Origin of the sequence: Mycobacterium sp. E787, assembly GCF_001668725.1 — a bacterium.
Taxonomy (GTDB): domain Bacteria; phylum Actinomycetota; class Actinomycetes; order Mycobacteriales; family Mycobacteriaceae; genus Mycobacterium.
Genome location: NZ_LZKL01000104.1, coordinates 1 through 23,675 on the forward strand (window position 1 = coordinate 1; position 23,675 = coordinate 23,675).

General features: G+C 67.8%; 20 protein-coding genes and 2 tRNA genes. 8 read left to right on the forward strand and 14 right to left on the reverse strand.

What is annotated here, in order from left to right:
* Positions 1 to 127: 127 nt before the first annotated feature.
* From A5705_RS20660 to pknB, 4 genes are read left to right on the forward strand one after another with little or no spacing between them, the layout of a single operon-like run.
* Positions 128 to 1,537: an FtsW/RodA/SpoVE family cell cycle protein gene (locus A5705_RS20660; protein WP_068279662.1), complete on the forward strand. Its 1,410-nt coding sequence runs from the start codon at positions 128 to 130 to the stop codon at positions 1,535 to 1,537.
* On the forward strand, positions 1,534 to 3,012 hold the full coding sequence (gene pbpA, locus A5705_RS20665; protein WP_067871654.1) for a D,D-transpeptidase PbpA: 1,479 nt from the start codon (positions 1,534 to 1,536) through the stop codon (positions 3,010 to 3,012). Before A5705_RS20660 ends, pbpA begins: the two co-directional genes overlap by 4 nt.
* Positions 3,009 to 4,328, forward strand: a complete 1,320-nt coding sequence (locus tag A5705_RS20670) for a serine/threonine-protein kinase (protein WP_067871657.1) — start codon at positions 3,009 to 3,011, stop codon at positions 4,326 to 4,328. Before pbpA ends, A5705_RS20670 begins: the two co-directional genes overlap by 4 nt.
* Positions 4,325 to 6,199 carry a Stk1 family PASTA domain-containing Ser/Thr kinase gene (gene pknB / locus A5705_RS20675; protein WP_067871661.1) on the forward strand — a complete coding sequence of 625 codons (1,875 nt, stop codon included), beginning with the start codon at positions 4,325 to 4,327 and terminating at the stop codon, positions 6,197 to 6,199. Before A5705_RS20670 ends, pknB begins: the two co-directional genes overlap by 4 nt.
* On the opposite strand, the gene A5705_RS20680 is transcribed toward pknB, so the two are convergent.
* Positions 6,177 to 6,863, reverse strand: a complete 687-nt coding sequence (locus A5705_RS20680; RefSeq protein ID WP_067871664.1) for an aminodeoxychorismate/anthranilate synthase component II — start codon at positions 6,861 to 6,863, stop codon at positions 6,177 to 6,179. The genes pknB and A5705_RS20680 overlap by 23 nt on opposite strands.
* Before the next feature lie 21 nt (positions 6,864 to 6,884).
* Positions 6,885 to 7,628, reverse strand: a complete 744-nt coding sequence (locus tag A5705_RS20685; RefSeq protein ID WP_067871667.1) for a DUF881 domain-containing protein — start codon at positions 7,626 to 7,628, stop codon at positions 6,885 to 6,887.
* Between the two features lie 131 nt (positions 7,629 to 7,759).
* On the opposite strand from A5705_RS20685, the gene crgA reads away from it, so the two are divergent.
* The gene (crgA, locus tag A5705_RS20690) at positions 7,760 to 8,041 is read left to right on the forward strand and encodes a cell division protein CrgA (RefSeq protein WP_066917062.1); all 282 of its coding nucleotides are present in this window, start codon (positions 7,760 to 7,762) and stop codon (positions 8,039 to 8,041) included.
* Positions 8,042 to 8,196: 155 nt separating this feature from the next.
* A complete protein-coding gene (locus tag A5705_RS20695; protein WP_067871670.1) occupies positions 8,197 to 8,622 on the forward strand; it encodes a PH domain-containing protein in 426 nt (141 codons plus the stop codon).
* Positions 8,623 to 8,634: 12 nt separating this feature from the next.
* Here A5705_RS20695 and A5705_RS20700 read toward each other — a convergent pair whose 3' ends face one another.
* Positions 8,635 to 9,183 carry a peptidylprolyl isomerase gene (locus A5705_RS20700; RefSeq protein ID WP_067871684.1) on the reverse strand — a complete coding sequence of 183 codons (549 nt, stop codon included), beginning with the start codon at positions 9,181 to 9,183 and terminating at the stop codon, positions 8,635 to 8,637.
* Positions 9,184 to 9,300: 117 nt separating this feature from the next.
* Here A5705_RS20700 and cwsA point away from each other — a divergent pair, with 117 nt between their 5' ends.
* Complete coding sequence (gene cwsA / locus A5705_RS20705; protein WP_068279665.1) at positions 9,301 to 9,732, forward strand: cell wall synthesis protein CwsA; 432 nt, start codon at positions 9,301 to 9,303, stop codon at positions 9,730 to 9,732.
* Between the two features lie 3 nt (positions 9,733 to 9,735).
* Here the strand turns inward: cwsA and A5705_RS20710 are convergent, their stop codons facing one another.
* Positions 9,736 to 10,950, reverse strand: a complete 1,215-nt coding sequence (locus tag A5705_RS20710; RefSeq protein ID WP_068279669.1) for a cytochrome P450 — start codon at positions 10,948 to 10,950, stop codon at positions 9,736 to 9,738.
* Between the two features lie 192 nt (positions 10,951 to 11,142).
* Here A5705_RS20710 and A5705_RS20715 point away from each other — a divergent pair, with 192 nt between their 5' ends.
* Positions 11,143 to 11,703 (forward strand): TetR/AcrR family transcriptional regulator, encoded by a 561-nt coding sequence (locus A5705_RS20715; protein WP_067871678.1) that lies wholly within the window; start codon positions 11,143 to 11,145, stop codon positions 11,701 to 11,703.
* A gap of 73 nt (positions 11,704 to 11,776) precedes the next feature.
* On the opposite strand, the gene A5705_RS29050 is transcribed toward A5705_RS20715, so the two are convergent.
* The 10 genes from A5705_RS29050 to dnaN form a co-directional block, all read right to left on the reverse strand.
* The gene (locus tag A5705_RS29050) at positions 11,777 to 13,039 is read right to left on the reverse strand and encodes a PE family protein (protein WP_068279671.1); all 1,263 of its coding nucleotides are present in this window, start codon (positions 13,037 to 13,039) and stop codon (positions 11,777 to 11,779) included.
* A 209-nt stretch (positions 13,040 to 13,248) separates the two neighbouring features.
* Entirely contained in the window at positions 13,249 to 13,767 is a 519-nt protein-coding gene (locus tag A5705_RS20725) for a DUF732 domain-containing protein (protein ID WP_156738549.1), read from the reverse strand.
* Between the two features lie 4 nt (positions 13,768 to 13,771).
* Positions 13,772 to 13,844 (reverse strand) — tRNA-Ala (locus A5705_RS20730).
* Between the two features lie 151 nt (positions 13,845 to 13,995).
* Positions 13,996 to 14,069, reverse strand: a tRNA-Ile gene (locus A5705_RS20735).
* Between the two features lie 147 nt (positions 14,070 to 14,216).
* Complete coding sequence (locus tag A5705_RS20740; protein WP_067883207.1) at positions 14,217 to 15,092, reverse strand: DUF3566 domain-containing protein; 876 nt, start codon at positions 15,090 to 15,092, stop codon at positions 14,217 to 14,219.
* 77 nt (positions 15,093 to 15,169) lie between these two features.
* Positions 15,170 to 18,262, reverse strand: coding sequence for an intein-containing DNA gyrase subunit A (gene gyrA, locus A5705_RS20745; protein ID WP_067883208.1), 3,093 nt, complete (start codon positions 18,260 to 18,262; stop codon positions 15,170 to 15,172).
* A 38-nt stretch (positions 18,263 to 18,300) separates the two neighbouring features.
* On the reverse strand, positions 18,301 to 20,334 hold the full coding sequence (gene gyrB / locus A5705_RS20750) for a DNA topoisomerase (ATP-hydrolyzing) subunit B (protein WP_068279674.1): 2,034 nt from the start codon (positions 20,332 to 20,334) through the stop codon (positions 18,301 to 18,303).
* A gap of 254 nt (positions 20,335 to 20,588) precedes the next feature.
* Complete coding sequence (locus A5705_RS20755; protein WP_068279677.1) at positions 20,589 to 21,143, reverse strand: DUF721 family protein; 555 nt, start codon at positions 21,141 to 21,143, stop codon at positions 20,589 to 20,591.
* Positions 21,140 to 22,297 carry a DNA replication/repair protein RecF gene (gene recF / locus A5705_RS20760; protein ID WP_068279680.1) on the reverse strand — a complete coding sequence of 386 codons (1,158 nt, stop codon included), beginning with the start codon at positions 22,295 to 22,297 and terminating at the stop codon, positions 21,140 to 21,142. The genes A5705_RS20755 and recF overlap by 4 nt, the downstream gene beginning before the upstream one ends.
* Complete coding sequence (gene dnaN / locus A5705_RS20765) at positions 22,298 to 23,497, reverse strand: DNA polymerase III subunit beta (protein WP_068279683.1); 1,200 nt, start codon at positions 23,495 to 23,497, stop codon at positions 22,298 to 22,300.
* Positions 23,498 to 23,675 lie beyond the last annotated feature (178 nt).

Sequence of the window (23,675 nt, forward strand, 5' to 3'; positions counted from 1 at the left end):
GTCCGACCAGCACCCCCGCAAGCACCGCGCCACCCGCGCCGGCGACCACGTCGCCCACCTCCACCCAGACGGTGACTGCGCTCCCGCCACCCCCACCTAAGCCGGGCATCGACTGCCGGGCGGTGGCATGACCACACAACTCCAGCCGCCGGTCGCAGTCACCCCTCCGCTGCCTACTCGGCGCAACGCCGAACTGTTGTTGTTGTGCTTCGCCGCACTGATCACCGTCGCGGCGTTGCTCATCGTGCAGGCGAACCAGGACCGCGGCCTCCGCTGGAACTTGGTCAGCTACGGGCTGGTCTTCCTGGTCATGTTCGGCAGCGCGCACTTGGCGATCAGGCGCTTCGCCCCCTACACCGACCCGCTGCTGCTGCCAATTGTGGCCCTGCTCAACGGGCTTGGTCTGGTGATGATCCACCGACTCGATCTCGTCAACAACGAGTCGAGCGGCCGGCATCATCCCAGCGCAACCCAGCAGATGCTGTGGACCGTGGTCGGGGTTGCCGCGTTCGCCTTGGTGGTCACCTTTCTCAGGGACCACCGGCAATTGGCCCGCTACGGCTACATCTGCGGGATCGCCGGCCTGATTTTCCTGGCGATTCCGGCGGTGCTGCCGGCATCCATGTCCGAGCAGAACGGTGCAAAGATCTGGATTCGCTTCCCCGGCTTCTCAATTCAGCCGGCGGAGTTCTCCAAAATCCTGCTACTGATCTTTTTCTCGGCGGTGCTGATCGCCAAGCGCGGCCTGTTCACCAGTGTCGGAAAGCATTTCATGGGCATGACCCTGCCGCGCCCCCGCGACCTCGCGCCGCTGTTGGCGGCGTGGGTGATCTCGGTGGGCGTGATGGTCCTCGAAAAGGACCTCGGCACTTCGCTTTTGCTGTACGCGTCGTTTCTGGTGGTGCTCTACCTCGCCACCCAACGGTTCAGCTGGGTCGTCATCGGCCTGGTGCTGTTCGTCGCGGGAAGCGTTGCGGCGTACTTCCTTTTCGACCACGTCCGCGTCCGGGTGCAGATGTGGTGGGACCCGTTCTCCGACCCCGACGGCAGCGGCTACCAGCTCGTGCAGTCGATGTTCAGCTTCGCCACCGGTGGGATTTTCGGCACCGGCCTCGGCAACGGTCAGCCCGACACCGTACCGGCGGCGTCCACCGATTTCATCATCGCCGCGTTCGGTGAGGAACTCGGACTGGTGGGCCTGGCGGCGATTCTGATGCTGTACACGATCGTCATCGTGCGCGGCCTGCGCACGGCGATCGCGACGCGGGAAAGCTTCGGCAAGCTGCTGGCCGCGGGGCTCGCGTCGACGCTGGCCCTGCAGCTGTTCATCGTCGTCGGCGGCGTGACGCGCCTGATCCCCCTGACGGGGCTGACCACACCATGGATGTCCTACGGCGGGTCGTCGCTGCTGGCCAACTACATCCTGTTGGCGATCCTGGCGCGCATCTCGCACAGCGCCCGGCGCCCGTTGCGCACCCGCGCCCGTAACCCGTCGCCGATCGCGGCGGCCAGCACCGAGGTGATCGAGCGGGTATGAACACCTCTCTTCGCCGGATCTCGGTGACCGTGATGGCGTTGGTGGTGCTGCTGCTGCTCAACGCCACGATGACGCAGGTCTTCGCCGCGGACGGGCTGCGCGCCGACCCGCGCAACCAGCGGGTGCTGCTCGACGAGTATTCGCGCCAGCGCGGTCAGATCGTCGCCGGCGGCCAGCTGCTGGCGTACTCCGTGGCGACCGACAGCCGCTTCCGGTTCCTGCGGGTCTACCCCAATCCGGCGGTGTACGCGCCGGTTACCGGCTTCTACTCGCTGCGTTATTCGAGCACGGGGCTGGAACGGGCCGAGGATCCGGTCCTGAACGGATCCGACGAGCGCCTGTTCGGGCGCCGGCTGGCCGACTTCTTCACAGGTCGCGATCCGCGCGGCGGCAACGTCGACACCACGCTCATCCCGCGGGTTCAGCAGGCGGGGTGGGACGCGATGCAGCAGGGCTGCGGCGGGCCGCCGTGCAAGGGAGCCGTCGTCGCGCTGGAGCCGTCCACCGGCAAGATCCTGGCCATGGTGTCGTCGCCGTCCTACGACCCCAACCAGCTGGCGTCGCACGATGCGGACGTGCAAGCCCAGGCCTGGCAGCGGCTCCGCGACGACCCCGATAACCCGCTGACCAACCGCGCCATCTCCGAGACCTATCCGCCGGGCTCCACCTTCAAGGTGGTCACCACCGCGGCGGCGCTGCAGGCCGGCGCGACCGAAACCGAGCAGTTGACCGCGGCGGCCACGATTCCGCTGCCCAACAGCACCGCCACCCTGGAGAACTACGGCGGGCAGCCGTGCGGCAGCGAGCCGACGGTGTCCCTGAGCCAGGCGTTCGCCCTGTCCTGTAACACGGCGTTCGTTCAGCTGGGCATCCTCACCGGGGCCGACGCGCTGCGCAGCATGGCGCGGTCGTTCGGGCTGGACAGCACCCCCAGCGTCATTCCGTTGCAGGTCGCCGAATCGACCGTCGGGATCATCCCGGACGCCGCCGCGCTCGGCATGTCGAGCATCGGCCAGAAGGACGTCGCGCTGACGCCCCTGGAGAACGCCGAGATCGCCGCGACCATCGCGAACGCCGGGGTGACGATGCAGCCCTACCTGATCGATAGCCTCAAGGGACCGGACCTTTCCAACATCAGCACCACCGCGCCCTACCAACAGCGCCGCGCGGTGTCACCGCAGGTCGCCGCTAAGCTAACAGAGCTGATGGTCGGCGCCGAGAAGGTCGCGCAGCAGAAAGGGGCGATTCCCGGCGTGCAGATTGCATCAAAGACGGGTACCGCAGAGCATGGCACCGACCCGCGCAACACCCCGCCGCACGCGTGGTACATCGCGTTCGCGCCCGCGCAGGCGCCGAAGGTTGCCGTGGCGGTGCTGGTGGAAAACGGCGCCGACCGACTGTCCGCGACGGGGGGCGCGCTCGCCGCGCCGATCGGACGGGCGGTGATCGAGGCCGCGCTACAGGGAGGACCATGAGCCCGCGAGTTGGTGTGACGCTGTCAGGCAGATACCGCCTGCAGCGCCTGATCGCCACCGGTGGCATGGGCCAGGTGTGGGAAGCCGTGGACAGCCGCCTGGGTCGGCGCGTCGCGGTCAAGGTGCTGAAACAGGAGTTCTCCCAGGACCCCGAGTTCATCGAGCGGTTCCGCGCCGAGGCGCGCACCACCGCGATGCTGAACCATCCCGGGATCGCGCAGGTCCACGACTACGGCGAGAGCCAGCTGGACGGCGAGGGACGCACCGCTTACCTGGTGATGGAGCTGGTCAACGGCGAACCGTTGAATTCGGTGCTCAAGCGAACCGGACGGCTCTCGCTGCGACACGCACTGGACATGCTCGAGCAGACCGGCCGGGCGCTTCAGGTCGCGCATGCCGCGGGCCTGGTGCACCGCGACGTCAAGCCGGGCAACATCCTGATCACCCCGACCGGCCAGGTGAAGATCACCGACTTCGGTATCGCCAAGGCAGTCGACGCCGCCCCGGTGACCCAGACCGGGATGGTGATGGGCACCGCCCAATACATCGCCCCCGAGCAGGCGCTGGGTCACGACGCGACCCCGGCCAGCGACGTCTACTCGCTGGGAGTCGTTGGCTACGAAGTGGTTTCGGGCAAGCGCCCGTTCAGCGGCGACGGCGCGTTGACGGTGGCGATGAAACACATCAAGGAGCCGCCGCCGCCGTTGCCCGCGGAGTTGCCGCCCAACGTGCGCGAGCTCATCGAGATTACGCTGGTCAAAAATCCCCAGATGCGCTATCGCAGCGGGGGACCGTTCGCCGACGCCGTCGCCGCGGTGCGCGCCGGGCGCCGGCCCCCCCGGCCGAGCCAGTCACCGCCACCCGGGCGCGCCTCGCCCGCGGCCATTCCGTCCAGCCCGCACACCAGGGCGGCCGTCGCACCCGGCCGCAGCGTCCCGGCCCGTCGGTCCGGACCCTCCACCGGCCGGTCGCGGCCCCCGGCCAGGCGCACCTTCTCGTCGGGCCAGCGCGCCCTGCTGTGGGCCGCAGGGGTGCTCGGGGCGCTGGCGATCCTCATCGCGGTGATCATCGTCATCAATTCTCGCGCCGACCAGCAGCAACAGCCCCCGACCGTCACCGACACCGGGACCCCGCCGGCGACGGCGCCGCCCCCGGCGAGCAAGACCCCCAGCGGGGCGGCGCCGCGCCTGCGCCTCAATTGGACGGATCGCGGAAGCATAGGTAATTCTGGACTTCGGATTAGGCCGCACGAAAATGGCTGGGCTACCCCCTCCCCGCTCAGCGCATCGCCGGCCCGACTTGGAACGCCTCGATGACAACCCCGCAGCACCTGTCCGACCGCTACGAACTCGGTGAGATCCTCGGTTTCGGGGGCATGTCCGAGGTTCATCTGGCCCGCGACGTCCGTTTGCACCGCGACGTCGCGGTCAAGGTGCTGCGCGCCGACCTGGCCCGGGATCCCAGCTTTTATCTGCGCTTCCGCCGCGAGGCGCAAAACGCCGCCGCGCTGAATCACCCGTCGATCGTCGCGGTGTACGACACCGGCGAGGCGGATACGCCGACCGGCCCGCTGCCCTACATCGTCATGGAGTACGTCGACGGCGTCACGCTGCGCGACATCGTGCACACCGACGGGCCGCTCCCGCCCCGGCGCGCGATCGAGATCATCGCCGACGCCTGCCAGGCGCTGAACTTCAGCCACCAGAACGGCATCATCCATCGAGACGTCAAGCCGGCCAACATCATGATCAGCTCCACCAACGCGGTGAAGGTGATGGACTTCGGCATCGCGCGCGCGATCGCCGACAGCGGCAACAGCGTCACCCAGACTGCGGCCGTGATCGGGACCGCCCAGTACCTGTCACCCGAACAGGCGCGCGGTGATTCCGTCGACGCCCGGTCCGACGTGTACTCGTTGGGTTGCGTCCTGTACGAAATCCTCACGGGCGAACCGCCTTTCACCGGTGACTCGCCCGTCGCGGTCGCCTATCAGCACGTGCGTGAGGACCCGGTCCCACCGTCGAAGCGGCACGAGGGGATCTCCGCCGACCTCGACGCCGTCGTGCTCAAGGCGCTGGCCAAGAATCCGGAGAACCGATACCAGACGGCGGCGGAGATGCGCGCGGATCTGGTGCGGGTGCACAACGGTGAAACGCCCGAGGCGCCGAAGGTGCTCACCGACGCCGAGCGCAGCTCGTTTCTTTCTTCCGCGACGGGCCACGGCCCGCGCACCGACCCGCTGCCGCGCCAGGCGCTCGACGACACCGACCGCGATCGCCCCGGCGGATCCATCGGCCGCTGGGTGGTCGCTGTCGCCGCGCTGGCGGTGCTGACGATCGTCGTCGTCATCGCCTTCAACACCTTCGGCGGCACCACCCGCGACGTTCAGGTGCCCGACATGCGCGGCCAGGTGTCCGCCGACGCCATCGCCGCGCTGCAGAACCGGGGCTTCAAGACGCGGACCCTGCAGAAGCCGGACTCGTCGGTTCCGCCCGATCACGTGATCAGCACCGACCCGGGCGCCAACGCGTCGGTGAGCGCCGGCGACGAGATCACCATCAACGTCTCCACCGGACCGGAGCAACGCGAAGTGCCCGACGTCTCCTCGCTGACCTACACCGACGCGGTCAGCAAGCTCAAGGCCGCCGGATTCAGCAAGTTCAAGCAGGCGAACTCGCCGTCCAGCCCGGAGCTGCTGGGCAAGGTCATCGGAACCAACCCGCCGGCCAATCAGACGTCGGCGATCACCAACGTGATCACCGTCATCGTCGGATCCGGGCCGGAGACCAGGCAGGTGCCCGACGTCGCGGGCCAGACCGTCGACGTCGCGCAGAAGAACCTGACGGTCTACGGGTTCACCAAGTTCAGCCAGACGCCGGTGGACAGCACGCGGCCGGCCGGCGAGGTGATCGGCACGAATCCGCCCAAGGGCCAAACCGTTCCGGTCGACTCCGTGATCGAGATCCAGGTGTCCAAGGGCAATCAGTTCCTGATGCCCGACCTGACCGGGATGTTCTGGACCGACGCCGAACCGCGGCTGCGGGCGCTGGGGTGGACCGGGGTGCTCGACAAGGGGCCCGACGTCGACGCCGGCGGTGCCCAGTCGCACCGGGTGGTCTACCAGAACCCGCCCGCCGGCGCCGGTTGCAACCGGGACGGGATCATCACGCTGAAGTTCGGCCAGTAGCCGCCGCGTCCTCCGGGAAATGCGGCCGGACGGCCGCGCGGACCTCGTTCTCCAGCCGGCGCACCAGCGTATCGTCACGCGTCCAGCCGCAGTAGGACAACCAGTTCGCCAGCATCCGGTGCCCGCCCTCGGTCAGGATCGACTCCGGGTGGAACTGGACACCGTGGATCGGCAATTCGGTGTGCCGGACGCCCATGATGACGCCGCTGCGGGTGCGGGCCGTGACTTCCAGCGCCGCCGGCAGCGACTCCGGCAGGATCGTCAGCGAGTGGTATCGGGTTGCCGTGAACGGGTCCGGAAGCCCTTGCAGCACACCGACATTGGTGTGGAAGACGCTGCTGGTCTTGCCGTGCAGCAACTCCGGCGCGCGGTCCACGGTGGCGCCGAACGCCACGCCGATCGCCTGGTGTCCCAGGCACACCCCCAGCATCGGGGTGCGCAGCGCCGCGCAGGCCCGCACCAACGCGATCGAGGCACCCGCGCGTTCCGGGGTGCCGGGACCCGGGCTCAGCAGGACGCCGCCGAACTGGGCGGCGACGGCGTTCTCGTCGGAGAGCCGGGCGTCGTCGTTGCGCCACACCTCGGCCTCCACGCCCAGCTGGCCCAGGTACTGGACCAGGTTGAACACGAAGCTGTCGTAGTTGTCGACAACCAGGATCCGCATCGTGTCAGGGTACCGTCCGGCTCAGTACCCCACCGGGCCCGCCGGCTGCGCGAAGTGCGTGCGGACCGGTTCGGAGTGCCCGGCGACCTGCACGTCCGGCTTGACCTCTTCGTGGTAGCCGAGACCGAAGCGGACGACGTACTGCTTGTAGAGGATGACGAGGGGCGCGGCCGCCAGGGCCGCCTGCATGGCCGCAGCATTGCCGATCGCGGTGATGGTGTACGGCGGGCTGTAGGTGCGCCCGTTCAGCAACAGCGTGTTCCCGACGCAACGGGGCACCGAGGTGGCGATGATCCGCTGGTCCTGCATCTGGATCGCCTCGGCGCCGGCGCTCCACAGCGCGTTGAGCACCGCCTGGATGTCCTGCTGGTGCACGACGAGGTCGTCGGGCGAGGCGTCGCGGGGGAAGCGGCCGTTGGCGTCGCGCTGCGCGTCCTGCAGCGTCACCACCAGCCCCGGCCCGTGCACCGGGTCCATACCCGCCTCGGCCGCCAGCTCGGCGGCGCGGCGCAGCATCGCCGCGAGCGCGGCGTCCGAAGACCGGCCGTGCGCCGAATCGATCTTGTTGGTCAGTGCATCGCGCTCGGCGCTGAGGCGGGCCACCGACGACTGCGCCTCCCGGACCAGGTCGACCAGGCGCGGGGCGTCGCTGCGGCGGATCTCGGCGCCGCCGGAGACGCCGTGGGTGGCGGCCAGCAGCAACCCGGCCAGCAGGCACACCAATGGAACGCCGAAGCGCCACGGTGAGCGACGCCGGTCAATCATCGACTCTCCATTTCCTGGTCATGGCCCCAGGTGAGTTAGTCTCGTAGCCGAGCTATCCGTACAGCTGCCAATCGCTATCGTCGCACCCCGTCCCGTTCAACGTGTTGTTCAGGTAATACCGAGGTACACAAATGCCCAAGTCGAAGGTCCGCAAGAAGAACGATTTCACCGTCAGCGCGGTCAGCCGCACGCCGGTGAAAGTGAAGGTCGGACCGTCAAGCGTGTGGTTCGTCTGCCTGTTTGTCGGCCTCATGTTGATCGGGCTGGTGTGGTTGATGGTGTTCCAATTGGCCGCGGTCGGAAGCCAGGCGCCGGCCGCCCTTAATTGGATGGCGCAACTCGGTCCGTGGAACTACGCCATCGCGTTCGCTTTCATGATCACCGGACTGTTGCTCACGATGCGCTGGCACTGACCGCGACCGCGAGGGTAATGAATTCAACTTGCGGTCCGTCTGTAACTGGTTCAGCAACCATGCGACCACCCAATCACACGCGTGTGATTTATCCCCACTGTTGATAGCGCTTGTGGATAACCGCATAGCCAGTGGTGGGAGGGGTTAGCCAGCCCGTGCAGCAAACAGAATGGTCGCCGTCTGCGACCGGAGTCGCTGGTTGTGGGGTCGTCGGTGTTTTGATGGCTATCGCGAGTGTGACCATAGTCACAGATCCGCCCGGCCGCATTTTGGCGGGGATTGCCGCGGCCGGCCTGATCTTGTTTGCGGGCATGACGTGGCGCGCGCGCCCCAAGCTGGCAATTGGTCCCGACGGCCTGGTGTTGAAGGGCTGGTTCCGGACGCAGGTATTACGGCGCTCCGACATCAAGATCATCCGGATCACCGAGTTCCGCCGCCACGCGCGAACGGTTCGGCTGCTCGAGGTCGAAACGACCGACGGCGGGTTGGTGGTCCTCTCGCGTTGGGACCTCGGAACGAACCCGCTCGAGGTGCTCGACGCGCTCACCGACGCCGGCTACGCGGGCGGCAACCCGCGCTGACCGGCGGTCGGTTCAGGTGATGGTGATCGACTCGATGACGACCGGCTCGGTGGGACGGTCGTTGCCGTCGGTGGCCGTCGTCGCGATGGCGTCGACGACCTTCTGCGAATCCGGATCGGTCACTTCGCCGAAGATCGTGTGGCGCCGGTTCAGGTGCGGCGTCTGGGTCACCGTGATGAAGAATTGGGAGCCGTTGGTGCCCGGCCCGGCGTTCGCCATCGCCAGCAGGTAGGGCTTGTCGAACTGCAACTCGGGGTGGAACTCGTCAGCGAACTTGTAGCCCGGGCCGCCACGGCCCGTGCCGGTCGGATCGCCGCCCTGGATCATGAAGCCCTTGATCACCCGGTGAAATACCGCGCCGTCGTAGAACGGGCCGGAGGGGCCGCCCGATGCGTTCTGGGTCGAGTACTCCTTGGTGCCCTGCGCCAGGCCGACGAAGTTGGCGACGGTCTTTGGCGCGTGGTTTCCGAAGAGCGCGACCTTGATGTCTCCACGGTTGGTGTGCAGCGTTGCGGTGGCGGTCTGAATGGGGCTGTTAGTCACGGCGTTAGAGTCTGCCATTGCGGGCGGGCGGGCCCGCAGCCGGTACCGAAACCCGCCCACGCACAATGTGCCCGTCGGTGATCGATTGATGGCAGTCTGATGGGGCATCGGGCAGGCGGCACAGAAGGGCGGCAGATGAGGGCGAAGGCGGAAACCCGGTTAACCCCACGCGAGCGACTGGCCCGGGGCCTTACCTACTCGGCGGTGGGACCGGTCGATGTCACCCGCGGAGTCATCGGGCTCAGCGTCAACGGCGCACAATCGACCGCCTCCGCGCTCCGGCGCCGTTACCGGGAGGGGCGGCTCGCCCGCGAACTCGCCGCCGCCCAAGAGACGCTCACGCAAGAGCTGGCCGCCGCGCAAGAGGTGGTCGCCGGGCTGCCGCAGGCGCTGCAGGACGCGCGCCTGGCCCAGCGCCGGCGTCCCAGGCCGTGGCTGATCGCCGGGGCGGCCGTCGTGGTGGTGGCCGGCGCCGTCGCGTTCAGCATCGTTCGGCGCTCGATGCGTGAAGGCCGCGAGGAGCCGTCGCCCCTGCCGCCCAGCGTCGAGGTGCAACCGCGGCCGTAACCGTTATCGGACGGCCAGCCGCAGGCATTTCCGGCGCCGGACGAGGATGCTCGGCAGCCATTCGCCGACATCGATCGCCTCGATCCAGGTGGTGCGCTCCAGTAGTTTGCGCAACACGATGTGGGCTTCGAGGCGCGCAAGCGCGGCACCCACGCAGAAATGCACGCCCTTGCCGAAGGCGAGGTGGCCCTTGGCGGTGGCGCGATCGAGACGGAATTCGTTCGGTGAGTCGAAGTGCGCCGGATCGCGGTTGGCCGCGCCCCACATCAGCAGCAGATGGGAATCGGCGGGCAAATCGACCCCGGCCAGCGTGGTGTCGCGCCACACGTGTCGATAATGACCGCGGAACGGCGACTCGAGGCGCAATGTCTCCTCGATGAAAGCTGTTAGTAATTTCGGGTTTTCACGGAGCCGGCGTTGGATCGCGGGACGATCGGCGAGAATCCACGCGGCGCTGCCCAGCAGCGACGCCGTCGACTCCCCGGCGGCGCTGAAGAGCGTCATCATGATGCCCATGGCCGGGAGTTGCTCCAGTTCACCCGACGCGCAGCGCGTCGCCAGATCGGCGATCAAGCCGAATTCTCCTGTATCACAAGCCTTTTCGAAATGCTCGGTGACATACCCCGATAGTTCCAGTGCCGCCGCGAACGCCTGCTCGAGTTGGTCGGGGGTGACGATCCCGTCGAGCAATGTGGTGGTGGCATAGCCGAGCCGAATGAGTTTGTCGACGTCGTCGTCGGGCAGACCGAGAAGCCGGGCGACCACCATCATCGGGAGCCGGTTGGCGATGGCGCTCATCCATTCGATCTGACCGTCGACCAGGTTCTGCTCCCACAACCGGTCGGCGGTGCGGGCGGCGAAGTCCTCGATGATCCGCACCCGCTTGGCCGACAGGTGCGGCAGCAGGATCTTGCGGTGCATCGCGTGCACCGGATCGTCGGCGGTGGCCAGCGCGTGGGCGGCGCCTCCCGCCGGCCCCATGTCGAACGGGGTGACGGTGCCGTCCTCGTGAAAAACCATGGTGGCGGTCAGGTTTGACGAGAAGTCGTCGACGCGCTCGATGGCCTCGTGGACGGCGTCCCAGCCGCATACCGCATAGAAGACGGAGTCGCCGATGCGCTGCACCGGCAGTTCGGCGCGTATGCGCTCGTACAGCGGGTACGGATCCTGCAGCGCCTCGGGGCCTAGGAGCTCGCTCGGTTTGTCCAAGACCGGCATACGTTCAGGCTCGGTGCGCCCACCTGCGGCGTCAATGGGCCAGGACGAAGTTGAGGGGCGGCCGCGGCCGGCGTCACCATCCGTTGACAGGGCCCACCCGCCGCCAGCACTGCATTGGCGTGAGAAAAAGACTGTGAAAATTCTCAGGGTGCGAGAAGTATTTCTACCAGGTGCGACGGCGAAGGAGCACAGATGGCGCGCGACGACTGGTTGGTGGGACGTGATCGCCGTAGCGAAGCAACGGACAGGATTTATGGCGCGGCCGCCGATCTCATCTCGCGCAAGGGCTATGAGGGATTCACCATCGAGGCCCTGGCGGCCAGGGTGCACTGCTCACCCGCAACGATATACCGGCACGCCGGGGGCAAAGCGGCCATCCGCGACGCCGTCGTCGCCATCCAGGCGGCCCGCATTGTGGACACCACCCGGGAAGCGATCAAGGACCTGAGCGGCCCCGATCGCGTGGTGGCGGCCACGACCGTCGCCTTGCAACGCCTGCGGTCGGATCCGCTGGCCCGGGTCATGCAGTCCATCCACGCGACACCCGTCAGCGATTGGGTCATCAGCTCACCCACCGTGACCCGCTTGGCTGCCGAAATGCTCGGTCCGGACAAGGACGACCCGCTGGCCGCGCAGTGGCTGATCCGCGTCTTCCTGGCGCTGTGGAGCTGGCCCCTCAAAGACCCGGCCGACGAACGCGCCCTGGTTCATCGCTTCCTCGGTTCGCTTCAGGCAGCCGACAATTGCGGGTGACCGAGGTCGGCTCGGCGCCGGTACGCATGTGACCGATGGAGGCGACCGGCGATCGGAGCACCGAGCCGAGAATTCAGAGGTGCGCCCCGGTGGGTCCGGTGGTGCCGGCTGCTCCCAAGAGAATCCCGCCGTTGCCGCCGGCACCACCGGTCCCGCCGGAGCCGGTGCCCGCCGCGCCGCCCTCGCCGCCGTCGCCGCCGTTGCCGAAGAGCCCCACCGCGTTGCCGCCGGCGCCCCCCGTTCCCGGAGTGCCGAACACCGCCTGCCCGCCCGTGCCACCGTGACCGCCGTTGCCCGCAAGGAGCCCGCCGCTGCCGCCGGTCCCGCCGGGTCCTCCGGGGTTCACGGAACTGAAAACGCCGCCGCCGGTCCCTCCGGCCCCGCCGTTTCCGATCAGCCCGGCGTTGCCGCCGGCGCCGCCGCCGAGTCCCAGGGAGCCGTCGCCACCATCGCCACCATCGCCGAACAGCAGTCCGCCTCTGCCGCCGGAACCGCCCACGTTGCCGGCGCTGCCGAATCCGGCGTCGCCGCCGTCGCCCCCCACGCCGTAGAGCAGGCCGCCGCTGCCGCCGCCACCGCCCGCCCCGCCTGGGCCGGTGCCACTGTTGGCAACGCCGCCGGCGCCCCCGGTCCCCCCGGCCCCGAACAGCCCGATGGCGCTACCCCCTAGGCCGCCGTTGCCCCCTCGACCGTTGACGAAGTTGTTTGCGCCACCGCAGCCGCCCGCGCCACCGTTGCCGTAAAGCAGGCCACCGGCGCCGCCCGTGCCGCCGGTGCCCCCGGTGCCGCCCGCCACGTTGGCGCTGCCACCCGTGCCGCCCGCGCCGCCGTGGCCAAACAGGCCGGCCGGACCGCCGTTGCCGCCGTTTTCGCCGCCGGCCCCGGACCCGCCGTTGCCGCCATTGCCCCAGAGGATCCCGCCGGCCCCGCCGTTTTGCCCGGTCCCGGGGGCCCCATTGGTGCCGTTGCCGATCAGGGGGCGCTGCAACAGCAGCTCGGTGGGTGTGTTGATCACGCCGAGCACGTCTTGCAGGGCGGTTTGTAGCGGTGACACACTGGCCGCCTCGGTGCCGGCATACGCGGCAGCGCTCGCGCTGAGGCTTTGCACGAACCGCTGATGGAATGCCGCCGCCTGGGCGCCGACTGCCTGGTAGGCCCGCCCGTACTCGGCGAACAGCGTCGCGACCGCGGCCGACACCTCGTCGGCGCCGGCGGCCAACACCCCTGCTGTCGGGCCCCATGCGGCCGCATTGGCCGCGCCGACTGCGGCACCGATGCTTGTGAAATCGCTTGCGGCTGAGGTGATTACGTCGGGCATTGCGATGACGTACGACATCCCGGACCTCCCGAAGCGTCACGACCAGGCGGTCGGCACCTCAGCGGGATCGTCGGGTCATGCGGAATACAGAAAGCGTAGGAACGTCAATGACCAATCGCAACGGCCTATAAAGCGTTGGCCGCAGATTTGTCAGCTAACACCCGGAATCGACATGTGCATCACGCATCGTTCGGCAGTGGCCAACCCGGCCAGGTCCAGCGATGGACTTAGCAGTGGGGGGCCCAGCACCTCTGGTTGGGACAATAGGTCGAACGTGCGGTATTCACCAAAGATCCGACGTCCAGCAACGTCACACCCGCCGGATCCAAGTTGGCGTGGATTTGGTTGGCGATCTGCTGGGGCGTCCAACCCCACCCGAGATCGTCGCAGATGAGGTGCCCCATGCCGATGAGTGCCTCGTCGTGGCCTGCCGGCCAGCTGAGCCCGGCGGCGCGCAGTTGAGCGAGGTAGGCGTCATTGGTGGGATCGGCGGTGGCAGTCGCAGCGCCGGTGGCCAGCGCGACGCCGACCATCACGGGAATGCTCAATCCTGCCAGCCAGCGAGGTGAGGGCATTTGACGCACTTCCTTTCTTCTCGGCATCGAGGATGCCGTTGTGCGGTCCAGAGCGACACGAATATGAAGAATAAAGAAGTCTGGAGAAATACCGCTGATGAACAGCTGAATAATCGGCGTTTTGGACGATGGACCGCTGCCGGCACCTGTGCCGGGCGGACGTGATTTCACTTTGTGGAGCCTAGGGGAATCGAACCCCTGACACCCGCCTTGCAAAGGCGGTGCTCTACCAACTGAGCTAAGGCCCCTCGTCGTGGCTCGGCGGCTGATCGGGTGAATCGGCCACCGCCACGTGCCAGACCTCGACCCCGCGCCGTGACCGCACCACCGCCGCCGCTATCGCGACCACTGCCAGTGGCAATGCGAGCCTCACACAACGTCTGGACGGGCACATGGTTGTGGGCCTGGGAGGACTCGAACCTCCGACCTCTTCGTTATCAGCGAAGCGCTCTAACCGCCTGAGCTACAGGCCCTTACTCGCGTACGACCGAGCGACGAGATTACCGCACTCGCCGCCGGACCCCCAAAACCCCGTGATCGCCACTGGTCCGATGGCGTCGACCCACCGCGCCCGGCTGCGCCGCGCTTGTGATCGCCACTGGTCCGATGGTGTCGACCCACTAGTCCCGATCGGCCAGTGTGACTTCGATGCCACCGATCAGATCGGTGGTGAGGTTGTAGACGAACGCGGCGATGGTGGCCATCGCGGTCAGCAGCACGATGTTGACCAAGCCGATCAGCACGGCGCCGCCGAAGATGGTGCCACTCGAGACCAGTTCGCCGCTGCTGCCGCTGGTGTTGTTCAGCAGGTCGCCGACGTTGCTGTTCAACTTGGCCCACACGCCCATGCCGCCGAGCACGAGGTAGAGGAAGGCCACCGCGATCATCCACACGAAAAACAACGCCACCGACAGCAGCAGCGACACCTTCAGGGTGCTCCACGGATCGATCCGGCGGATCTGCATGCTGGCCCGAACGGGCCCGCGGGTACGCCGCGACACCTGCAGCCGGTTCTCCCGGCCCTCGCGGTTTTCCCGGCTCTCGGCCGTCGCCGTCCGGGCGGACGACGACGAGGGGCTCGGCGCCTCGGCGTTGCGGTCCGGTGCGGGTTTGCGCTGCGGGGGCCGCGGCAGCGGTCCGGACAGATCGGGCAGCTCGCTGGCGTAGGCCTCGGCGGGTGGGCCTTCGCCCCGCGCCGGTGCGGCATCGAACTCGTACGCCGGGTGCTTCGGGCGCGACCCCGCGCCGCCCCCCGGCGCCGCGGTGCCGAAGATGACGCGGTTCGTCCGCGCATCGGCACCGGAGGGCGGGCCCGCCGGCCGCGGCGCGGCCTGGGGTTCGGCTTCGCGATGCGCCGGCGCTGACGGCCGCGCCCCGCCCTGGGGGCCACCCGCCTGCGCGGGCGCCGCGCGGTGTGCACCGGCACGCTCGACCGCACCGTCCCCGTTGATGCTGTCGCCCTTGTTGGGGGCGCCCGGCTCGTTCGGTGAGGTCACCCCGACTCCTTAGGTCTTTTGCGATGGCTCCTGCGCGGCGGCAGTTGAATTATGTCTGGTCGGCCCGAGTTTATGCCTTAGGAATCCTGTCCGCCGTCGGCCTCCTCGACGACCTCGTCCGCGGCTTCCTCGGCGTTGCGCGCGATGGCCAACAAGGTGTTGTCCTCGCCCAGGTTCATCAGCCGCACACCCTTGGTCTGCCGTCCCGCCTTGCGGACCTGGCGCGCCGCCGTGCGGATGACGCCCCCTCCGGAGGTGATCGCGTACAGCTCGCTGTCGTCGTCGACGATCAGCGCGCCGACCAGCCTGCCACGGCGGCGGTCGTACTGAACGGTCAGCACTCCCTTGCCGCCGCGCCCCTGGACCGGGTACTCCTCGATCGCCGTGCGCTTGGCGTACCCGCCGGACGTGGCGACCAGCAGATACGTGCCCTCGCGGACCACGTTCAGCGACAACAGGTAGTCGTCGGCGTTGAACCGCATGCCCTGCACGCCGGACGTCGCCCGTCCCATCGGGCGCAACGCCTCGTCGGTCGCCGAGAACCGGATGGACTGCCCGTTGGCGGAGACCAGCAGCAGGTCCTCCTCGGACGAGCAGAGCACCGCGCCGACCAACTCGTCGCTGTCGCGCAGGTTGATCGCCACGATCCCGCCCGAGCGGTTGGAGTCGAAGTCGGTCAGTTTGGTCTTCTTGACCAGGCCGTTGCGCGTCGCCAACACCAGGTACGGGGCGTCCTCGTAGCTGCGGATCTGGATGACCTGCGCGATGCGCTCCTCCGGCTGGAAGGCCAGCAGGTTGGCCACGTGCTGGCCTCGCGCCGTCCGAGAGGCCTCCGGCAGCTCGTAGGCCTTGGCCCGGTACACCCGTCCCTGCGTGGTGAAGAACAAGATCCAGTCGTGGGTGGACGAGACGAAGAAGTGCGCGACGATGTCGTCCTGCTTGAGGCCGGCGCCCTGCACGCCCTTGCCGCCGCGTTTCTGGCTGCGGTACAGGTCGGTCTTCGTGCGCTTGGCGTAGCCCGTTTCGGTGATCGTGACGACGACGTCCTCGCGGGCGATCAGGTCCTCGTCACTCACCTCACCGTCGGCGGCCACGATGCGGGTGCGACGGTCGTCGCCGTGCTTGTCGACGATCTCGGTGAGTTCGTCGCGCACGATGGCCCGCTGGCGCTCCGGCTTGGCCAGGATGTCTTCCAGGTCGGCGATCTCGGCCTCGATCTTGGCCAGGTCGTCGATGATGCGCTGACGCTCCAGGGCCGCCAGGCGCCGCAGCTGCATGTCGAGAATCGCCTGGGCCTGGATCTCGTCGATGTCGAGGAGCTCGATCAGGCCGGTGCGGGCGATGTCGACGGTCTCCGACGCCCGGATCAACGCGATCACCTCGTCCAGCGCGTCGAGCGCCTTGACCAGGCCGCGCAGGATGTGGGCCCGTTCGTTGGCCTTGCGCAGCCGATAGGTGGTGCGGCGGACGATGACGTCGAGCTGGTGGGCGACGTAGTGGCGGATCAGCTGGTCCAGCCGCAGGGTGCGCGGCACGCCGTCGACGATCGCCAGCATGTTGGCGCCGAAGCTGGTCTGCAACTGGGTGTGCTTGTAGAGGTTGTTCAGCACCACCTTGGCCACCGCGTCGCGCTTGAGCTCGATGACGATGCGCAGGCCCACCCGATCGCTGGATTGGTCTTCGATGTTGGCGATGCCGGCGAGCCGGGCGTCGCGGACCTGCTCGGCGATCGAGGTGATGAAGTTGTCGTGGTTGACCTGGTACGGCAACTCGGTGATCACCAAAGACGTTCGGCCCCTGGCCTCTTCGACCTCCACCACGCCGCGCATCCGGATCGAGCCGCGGCCGGTCTTGTACGCGTCGCCGATGCCCTGCGTCCCGACAATCAGCCCTGAGGTGGGAAAGTCGGGTCCTTTGACCCGTTCCATGACGGCGGCCAGCGTGGCTTCCTCGTCGGCCTCGTGGTTTTCCAGGCACCAGAAGACCGCCTCGGCCAGCTCACGCAGGTTGTGCGGCGGGATGTTGGTCGCCATGCCGACCGCGATGCCACCAGAACCGTTGGCCAGCAGGTTGGGGAACCGGCTGGGCAGCACCGTCGGTTCTTGTACGCGCCCGTCGTAGTTCGGGATGAAATCGACTGTCTCCTCGTCGATTTCGCGCAGCATCTCCATCGCGAGCGGAGTCAGCCGCGCCTCGGTGTTGTGGCTGACGAAGCCGTTTGTGATGAACGCGTGGTCGTCGGTGTCGACGCGGAGGCTGTAGACGGGTTGCACGCCGGCCTCGGTGACCGCAGCGACTTTGGCGTAGTAGAACCGGCCGTCGGTGAGCTCGGTTGCGATCGCCGCGGCGTCTGCATCATCGCCGTAGTGAAGCAGGAACGCTGCCAGTCCGGGAACCTCATCGACCGTGGGGGCTGCGTACGCCATTGGCGGCGTGTTGCGTGCGTAGGCCCCATGCTCGGCGCTCATTACAGCGCAGTCGCCGGGTCGGATCTCGTCAATCAACTTCCACAGGAGTGTCGGCACACCGCCCACGGCCACGAGACACAGCAGCGGATGGTTGCCGGTGCCCGTAACCTCGCAGCCCTCGACCGTCCGCACGGTGTAGGTCTCGTGCTCGCCGGAGTGGAACAACCGGTCGGCGCGCACCGGATTGCCATGCCGATCAAGGACTTTGATGTCTATGACGTTGTCGGTGTTTGGCAGCGCGCCGGGCACGATGTCGGCGATCCGTATCGATTCGCCGGAAGCCAGCGCCACCGACGTATCCGCGCTGACGCAATACCTCATCGCGGCCGGCGGGTCGTTGCCCGGCGAGCCGAAGTTGCCCTGCCCGTCGACGAGCGGGTAGCGCAGCGACCACGGCTGGGCCATGCGCACCAACGTGTCGTAGATCGACGCGTCGCCGTGCGGGTGGTAGTTACCCATCGTCTCGGCCACCGACCGCGCAGACTTGGCGTGGCTGCGGTCCGGCCGGAACCCGGAGTCGTACATCGCGTACAGAACCCGGCGGTGCACCGGCTTGAGGCCGTCGCGCACCTCCGGCAGGGCGCGGCCCACGATCACGCTCATCGCGTAATCGATGTAGCTGCGCTGCATCTCCTGCTGGATATCGACCGGTTCGATGCGGTCGCCGGCCTCGTCGCCGGGTGGCAGCGTGGTGTCAGTCATCTATTCCTCGTTTTTCCGGGGTATGCGCGTCTGACCGATCAGACATCCAGGAAGCGAACGTCCTTGGCGTTGCGGGTGATAAAGCTGCGGCGCGCGTCGACGTCCTCGCCCATCAGGATCGAGAACAGCTCGTCGGCGGCCGCCGCGTCGTCCAGGGTGACCTGCCGCAGTACCCGCACGGACGGGTCCATCGTGGTCTCCCACAACTCCTTGGCGTCCATCTCGCCGAGACCCTTGTAGCGCTGGATCCCGTCTTCCTTGTTGATCTTCTTGCCGGCCTTCAGTCCGGCCTCCAGCAGACCGTCGCGCTCGCGGTCGGAGTAGGCGAACTCGGGATCGCTGCGCTGCCACTTCAACTTGTACAGCGGCGGCTGCGCCAAGAACACGTGACCGTTTTCGATCAGCGGCCGCATGAAGCGGAACAGCAGCGTCAACAGCAGCGTCGAGATGTGCTGGCCGTCAACGTCGGCGTCGGCCATCAGCACGATCTTGTGGTAGCGCAGCTTGCTGAGGTCGAACTCGTCGTGGATCCCCGTGCCGAGCGCGGTGATGATCGCCTGGACTTCGGTGTTCTTCAGCACCCGGTCGATGCGCGCCTTCTCGACGTTGATGATCTTGCCGCGCAACGGCAGGATGGCCTGGAACATCGAGTCGCGGCCGCTCTTGGCCGAGCCACCGGCCGAATCACCTTCGACCACATACAGTTCGGACTTGCGCGGGTCCGTGGAGCGGCAGTCGGCCAGCTTGCCCGGCAGGCCGCCGAGGTCGGTGGCGCTCTTGCGGCGCACCAGCTCCCGGGCCTTGCGGGCGGCGATGCGCGCCTGCGCCGACGAAACCGCCTTGTTCACAACGGTTTTCGCCTCCGAGGGGTTGGCCTCGAACCAGTGTGTGAGCTGTTCGTTGCACACCTTCTGCACGAAGGACTTGACCTCGGTGTTGCCGAGCTTGGTCTTGGTCTGCCCCTCGAACTGCGGTTCGCTGACCTTCACGGAAATGACCGCGGCCAGGCCCTCCCGGATGTCGTCGCCGGTCAGGTTGGCGTCCTTCTCCTTCAGCAGCTTCTTGTCTTTGGCGTACTTGTTCACCACCGAGGTCAGCGCGCTGCGGAAGCCCTCCTCATGCGTGCCGCCCTCGTGGGTGTTGATCGTGTTGGCGAAGGTGTGCACCGACTCCGAGTAGCCGCCGTTCCACTGCATCGCGATCTCGACCTCGTGGCCGGTGCCCTTGCCGTCGAAGTCGATGACGCTCTGCTGGATCGGGCTCTTGGTCCGGTTGATGTGCTTGACGAAGTCGACCAGCCCGCCGGGGTAGTGGAAGGTGCGGTGCTTGACCTTGTGCGGCGCACTCGACTCGGCCGCTTTTTCCTCGGCGCTCTTCGGGGCGTCGGCGGTGTCGCTGACGACCTCTTCGACGACCTCGTCCTGCTCCACCCGCTCGTCGGTGAGGTTGATGGTCAGACCCTTGTTCAGGAACGCCATCTCCTGAAGGCGGCGGGCGACCGTCTCGAAGTCGTAGTGGGTGGTCTCGAAGATGTCGGGGTCCGCCCAGAACCGGATGATGGTTCCGGTCTTCCTGGTGGCCTCGCCCTGTTTGAGGGTGCCGGGCACGGCGTGGTCGTAGAACTGCGACCACTCGTATCCATCGCGCTTGATGTCGACCTCGAGCCGGGTCGACAGCGCGTTGACCACCGAGACGCCAACGCCGTGCAAGCCGCCGCTGACGTTGTAGCCGCTGTTCTCACCGCCGAATTTGCCGCCGGCGTGCAGTTGCGTCATGACGACGTCGACGGTGGGGGCGCCGGTGGCGTGCATCGCCACCGGGATGCCGCGGCCGTTGTCGGCGACTTCCACGCCGCCGTCGTCGAGCAGCCGCACGTCGACCTGCGTCGCGTAGCCGGCCATCGCCTCGTCCACCGAGTTGTCGACCACCTCCCAGATGAGGTGGTGCAAACCGCGCTCGCCGGTGGAGCCGATGTACATGCCCGGGCGTTTGCGGACGGCCTCCAGCCCTTCGAGAACGGTAATCTGTTCAGCGCCGTATCCGGATTGGGGCTTCTTCTTCTGGGCAGCCACGGTCGGAATGCTCTCCTTGGGGTTTCATGCGGGCGGTTCGGTCACCGCTACAGCCGCACCCCACCACTCTACCGTGAACGGCCCTCGGCACCGACTCTGTGGGCGCGTTTCTACCCAGCTAACCGCGCCGTGCGGACGATTTCTTCGTTCCGGGCGCGTCCTGACGTGCGTTATGTAAGTCCGCGCGGTTGTGGCGGCTCTCAGCGCCCTGTTGATGCAACCGCGACTGGGGATCGTTCGGGCCGCGAAACGCCTCAGCCGTACGTGTCGCGTGGCCCGCGGCCGGCGATGTGACGTGGGCCCTTGCGCCACGACGGCGCGGTCGGCCCGGTGATTTTCAACGACGTGACGACGCCGTTGCCGACCGCCGCGGCGATCTTGGCCAAAAGTTGCGCCTGCATCATCCGCAGCTGGGTTGCCCACGCCGTCGACTCCGCCGTCACGCTGAGGACGCCGTCGCTGAGTGCGGTCGGGGTCGCATGGTCGGCGATCTGGTGTCCCACCACCGAGGGCCAGTGACCCAGCACCGTGCCTTCGGCGACGCGCGTCGACCAGCCGCGCTTTTTCGCCAGGTCACGCGCCAGCCGGCCCAGCGGCTGCGGATCGCGCGTGTCGGGCCCCGGGCCCGACCAGCTCCGTCGTTGGCCCGCCACACGCCGCGGCGCCGCCGGAGCCGACCGCCCGCGGCCGGCGTCCTTACCCTGCGCGCGCGCGGCGGCGCGTGCCTCCTCGAGCGTGCGGCGCACGAGATCGATCCCGGTCAGCCCGCCGAGGCGGTCGACGTCTTCCCCTTCACCGGCACCGGTCATGGCAGCACCGCCGACACCCGGCCCGAGTCGTCATCACGCAAATCGATGTGCACCCGTCGCGCGTCCCAGTCCGCCGGGATGTCTTCCGGCACCGCCGCGGTGACCAAAACCTGTTCGGCCGATTCGGCCACCGCCGCCAATGCGCGCCGACGCGTGGCGTCCAGTTCGGCGAACACGTCGTCGAGCAACAACACCGGGTCGGTGCCCTCGGCCCGCAACAACTCGTACGCCGCCAACCGCAACCCGACCGCGAACGACCACGATTCGCCATGGCTGGCAAAGCCTTTGGCGGGCTGGTCGCCCAGCCGCAACTCGAGGTCGTCGCGGTGCGGACCCACCAGACACATCCCACGGTCCAATTCGGCATCGCGACGCGCTGCCAGCGCCGCCAACAGTGCTGTCTCCAGGAATTCGCGGTCGCTCCCCTGGAAATCTTGCGGATTGTGATCGCCCAGGCTGGCGCGGTAGCCGATCGAGGCGGGCCGCGATCCGGGCGCCACCAACTGATAGGCCTTTTCCACTTCGGGCGCCAGCTCGTTCACCAGGTCGATCCGCGCCGCCATCAGTTCCGCTCCGTGCTGGGCCAGCCGGCTGTCCCACACGTCCAGGGTGTCCAGGGCGCCTCGGTCGCCGCGATACCGCGCGCCGGACAGGGACTTCAACAGCGCCGTGCGCTGCCGTAACACCTTGTCGTAATCGGCGCGCACGGCAGCGACCGTCGGCCTGCGCACCGTGGCCAAATCGTCGAGGTAACGGCGCCGGTCGGCCGGATCGCCGCGGACCAGCGCCAAGTCCTCGGGGGCGAAGAGCACCGCGCGCAGCACGCCGACCACCTCGCGCGTGCTGCGCACCGGCGAACGGTTCAGGCGCGCCTTGTTGGCCCTGCCCGCCGCGATCTCGAGGTCGATCGCGCATTCCCTGCCGTCGTTGACGACGATCGTCGACACCACCGCGCGCTCGGCGCCGGCACGAATCAACGGCGCGTCTGTCCCGACCCGATGCGAACCCAAGGTGGTCGAATACCACAGGGCCTCAATCAGATTCGTCTTCCCGAAGCCATTGGGACCGACGAACACCGTCCGGCCCGGCTGCAATTCGAGGTCGGCGTGTGCCCAGGACCGGAAATCGCGCAGGCCCAGATGCCGGACGTACACCTACCCGGGCAATCGAACTGGCATCAACAGGTACACGTAATCGGTGGGCAGTGCGGCGAACGGCCCGTTGCCGCCGGGGGAGCTGTCGTCGCTGGCCGCCGGGCGCAGCAACGCGGGCTTCCCCGGGGTCGTGAAACCAAACGACACCCGCTCCGAATGCACCGACGCGAGCCCGTCGGTCAGGTAGGTCGGATTGAAGGCGATCGTCAACGGTTCGCCCACGAAATCCACTTGAAGGTCCTCTTCGGCCCGGCCCACGTCATCAGCCCCCGCGGAAAGCCGCAGCGTTCCCTCGGAGAACTCCATCCGGACCTGCGCACCCCGGTCGGCCACCAGAGCCACCAACTTGATGGCCTCGGTGAGCTCGGCCACGTTGATGGTCGCGACGGCCGTGTGCTCGGCCGGTAGCAACTGCCGGAATTTGGGGAACTCCGCGTCCAGCAGTCGCGTCGTACTGCGTTTGCCGCTACCGCTGATGCCCAGCAGCCCCTCTTTCCCGACACCCGCGCCCGCTCCCAGCGACAACCGAACCTCAGACCCGTCGGCGCCGGCTTTGGCCGCCTCGGCCAGCGTCTTCGCCGGCACCAACACCGCGGCTTCGATGTCGGGCGACAACGCCGACCACGTCAGCTCGCGAACCGCAAGCCGGAACCTGTCAGTGGCAGCCAAAACCACCGTGTCGCCGGAAATCTCAACCCGAATCCCGGTCAGCATGGGCAGCGTGTCATCGCGGCCGGCGGCGATGGCCACCTGACCGATCGCCTCCGCGAACAGATCCGCCGGGAGGGTGCCGGTACCTTCCGGCAGTGCGGGCAGCGTCGGGTAATCCTCAACCGGCATGGTCGGCAGGGAGAACCTGGCGCTTCCGCACGTCAGCGCGACCCGATTGCCGTCCACATAGAAGTCGACGGGCTTGTTGGGCAACGCCCGAGTGATGTCCGACAGCAGCCTTCCGGATACCAAAACGCTTCCAGGAGAAGCGATTTCAGCAGCAACCTGGGCTTCGGCCGACACTTCGTAGTCGAAACCGGAGATCGTCAGCCCCTCGTCGGAACCGGACAACAACACCCCGGACAACACGGGAACCGCCGGCCGCGACGGCAAGTTCTTCGCCACCCACGACACCGCGTCGGCGAAGGACTCTCGCACCAGACGAAACTTCAAGTCGGTGAGGCCAGCTGTTGTCGTCGCCGCGTCCATAGCGTCCCTTTACCTGCCGAGTGTCGGAAAATCACAGTGGCTAGCCGCCCGTCGCTAGCAGTCGCTGAACAACCGTAGATCTTCTGCGGCCATCTTGAAAGCTAATCGCAAGGGCCGACAAGCCGCGTCGTCGACGGCGCGCACTGCGCCCGGGCGACGCGCGTCCCCAACGCCGTTC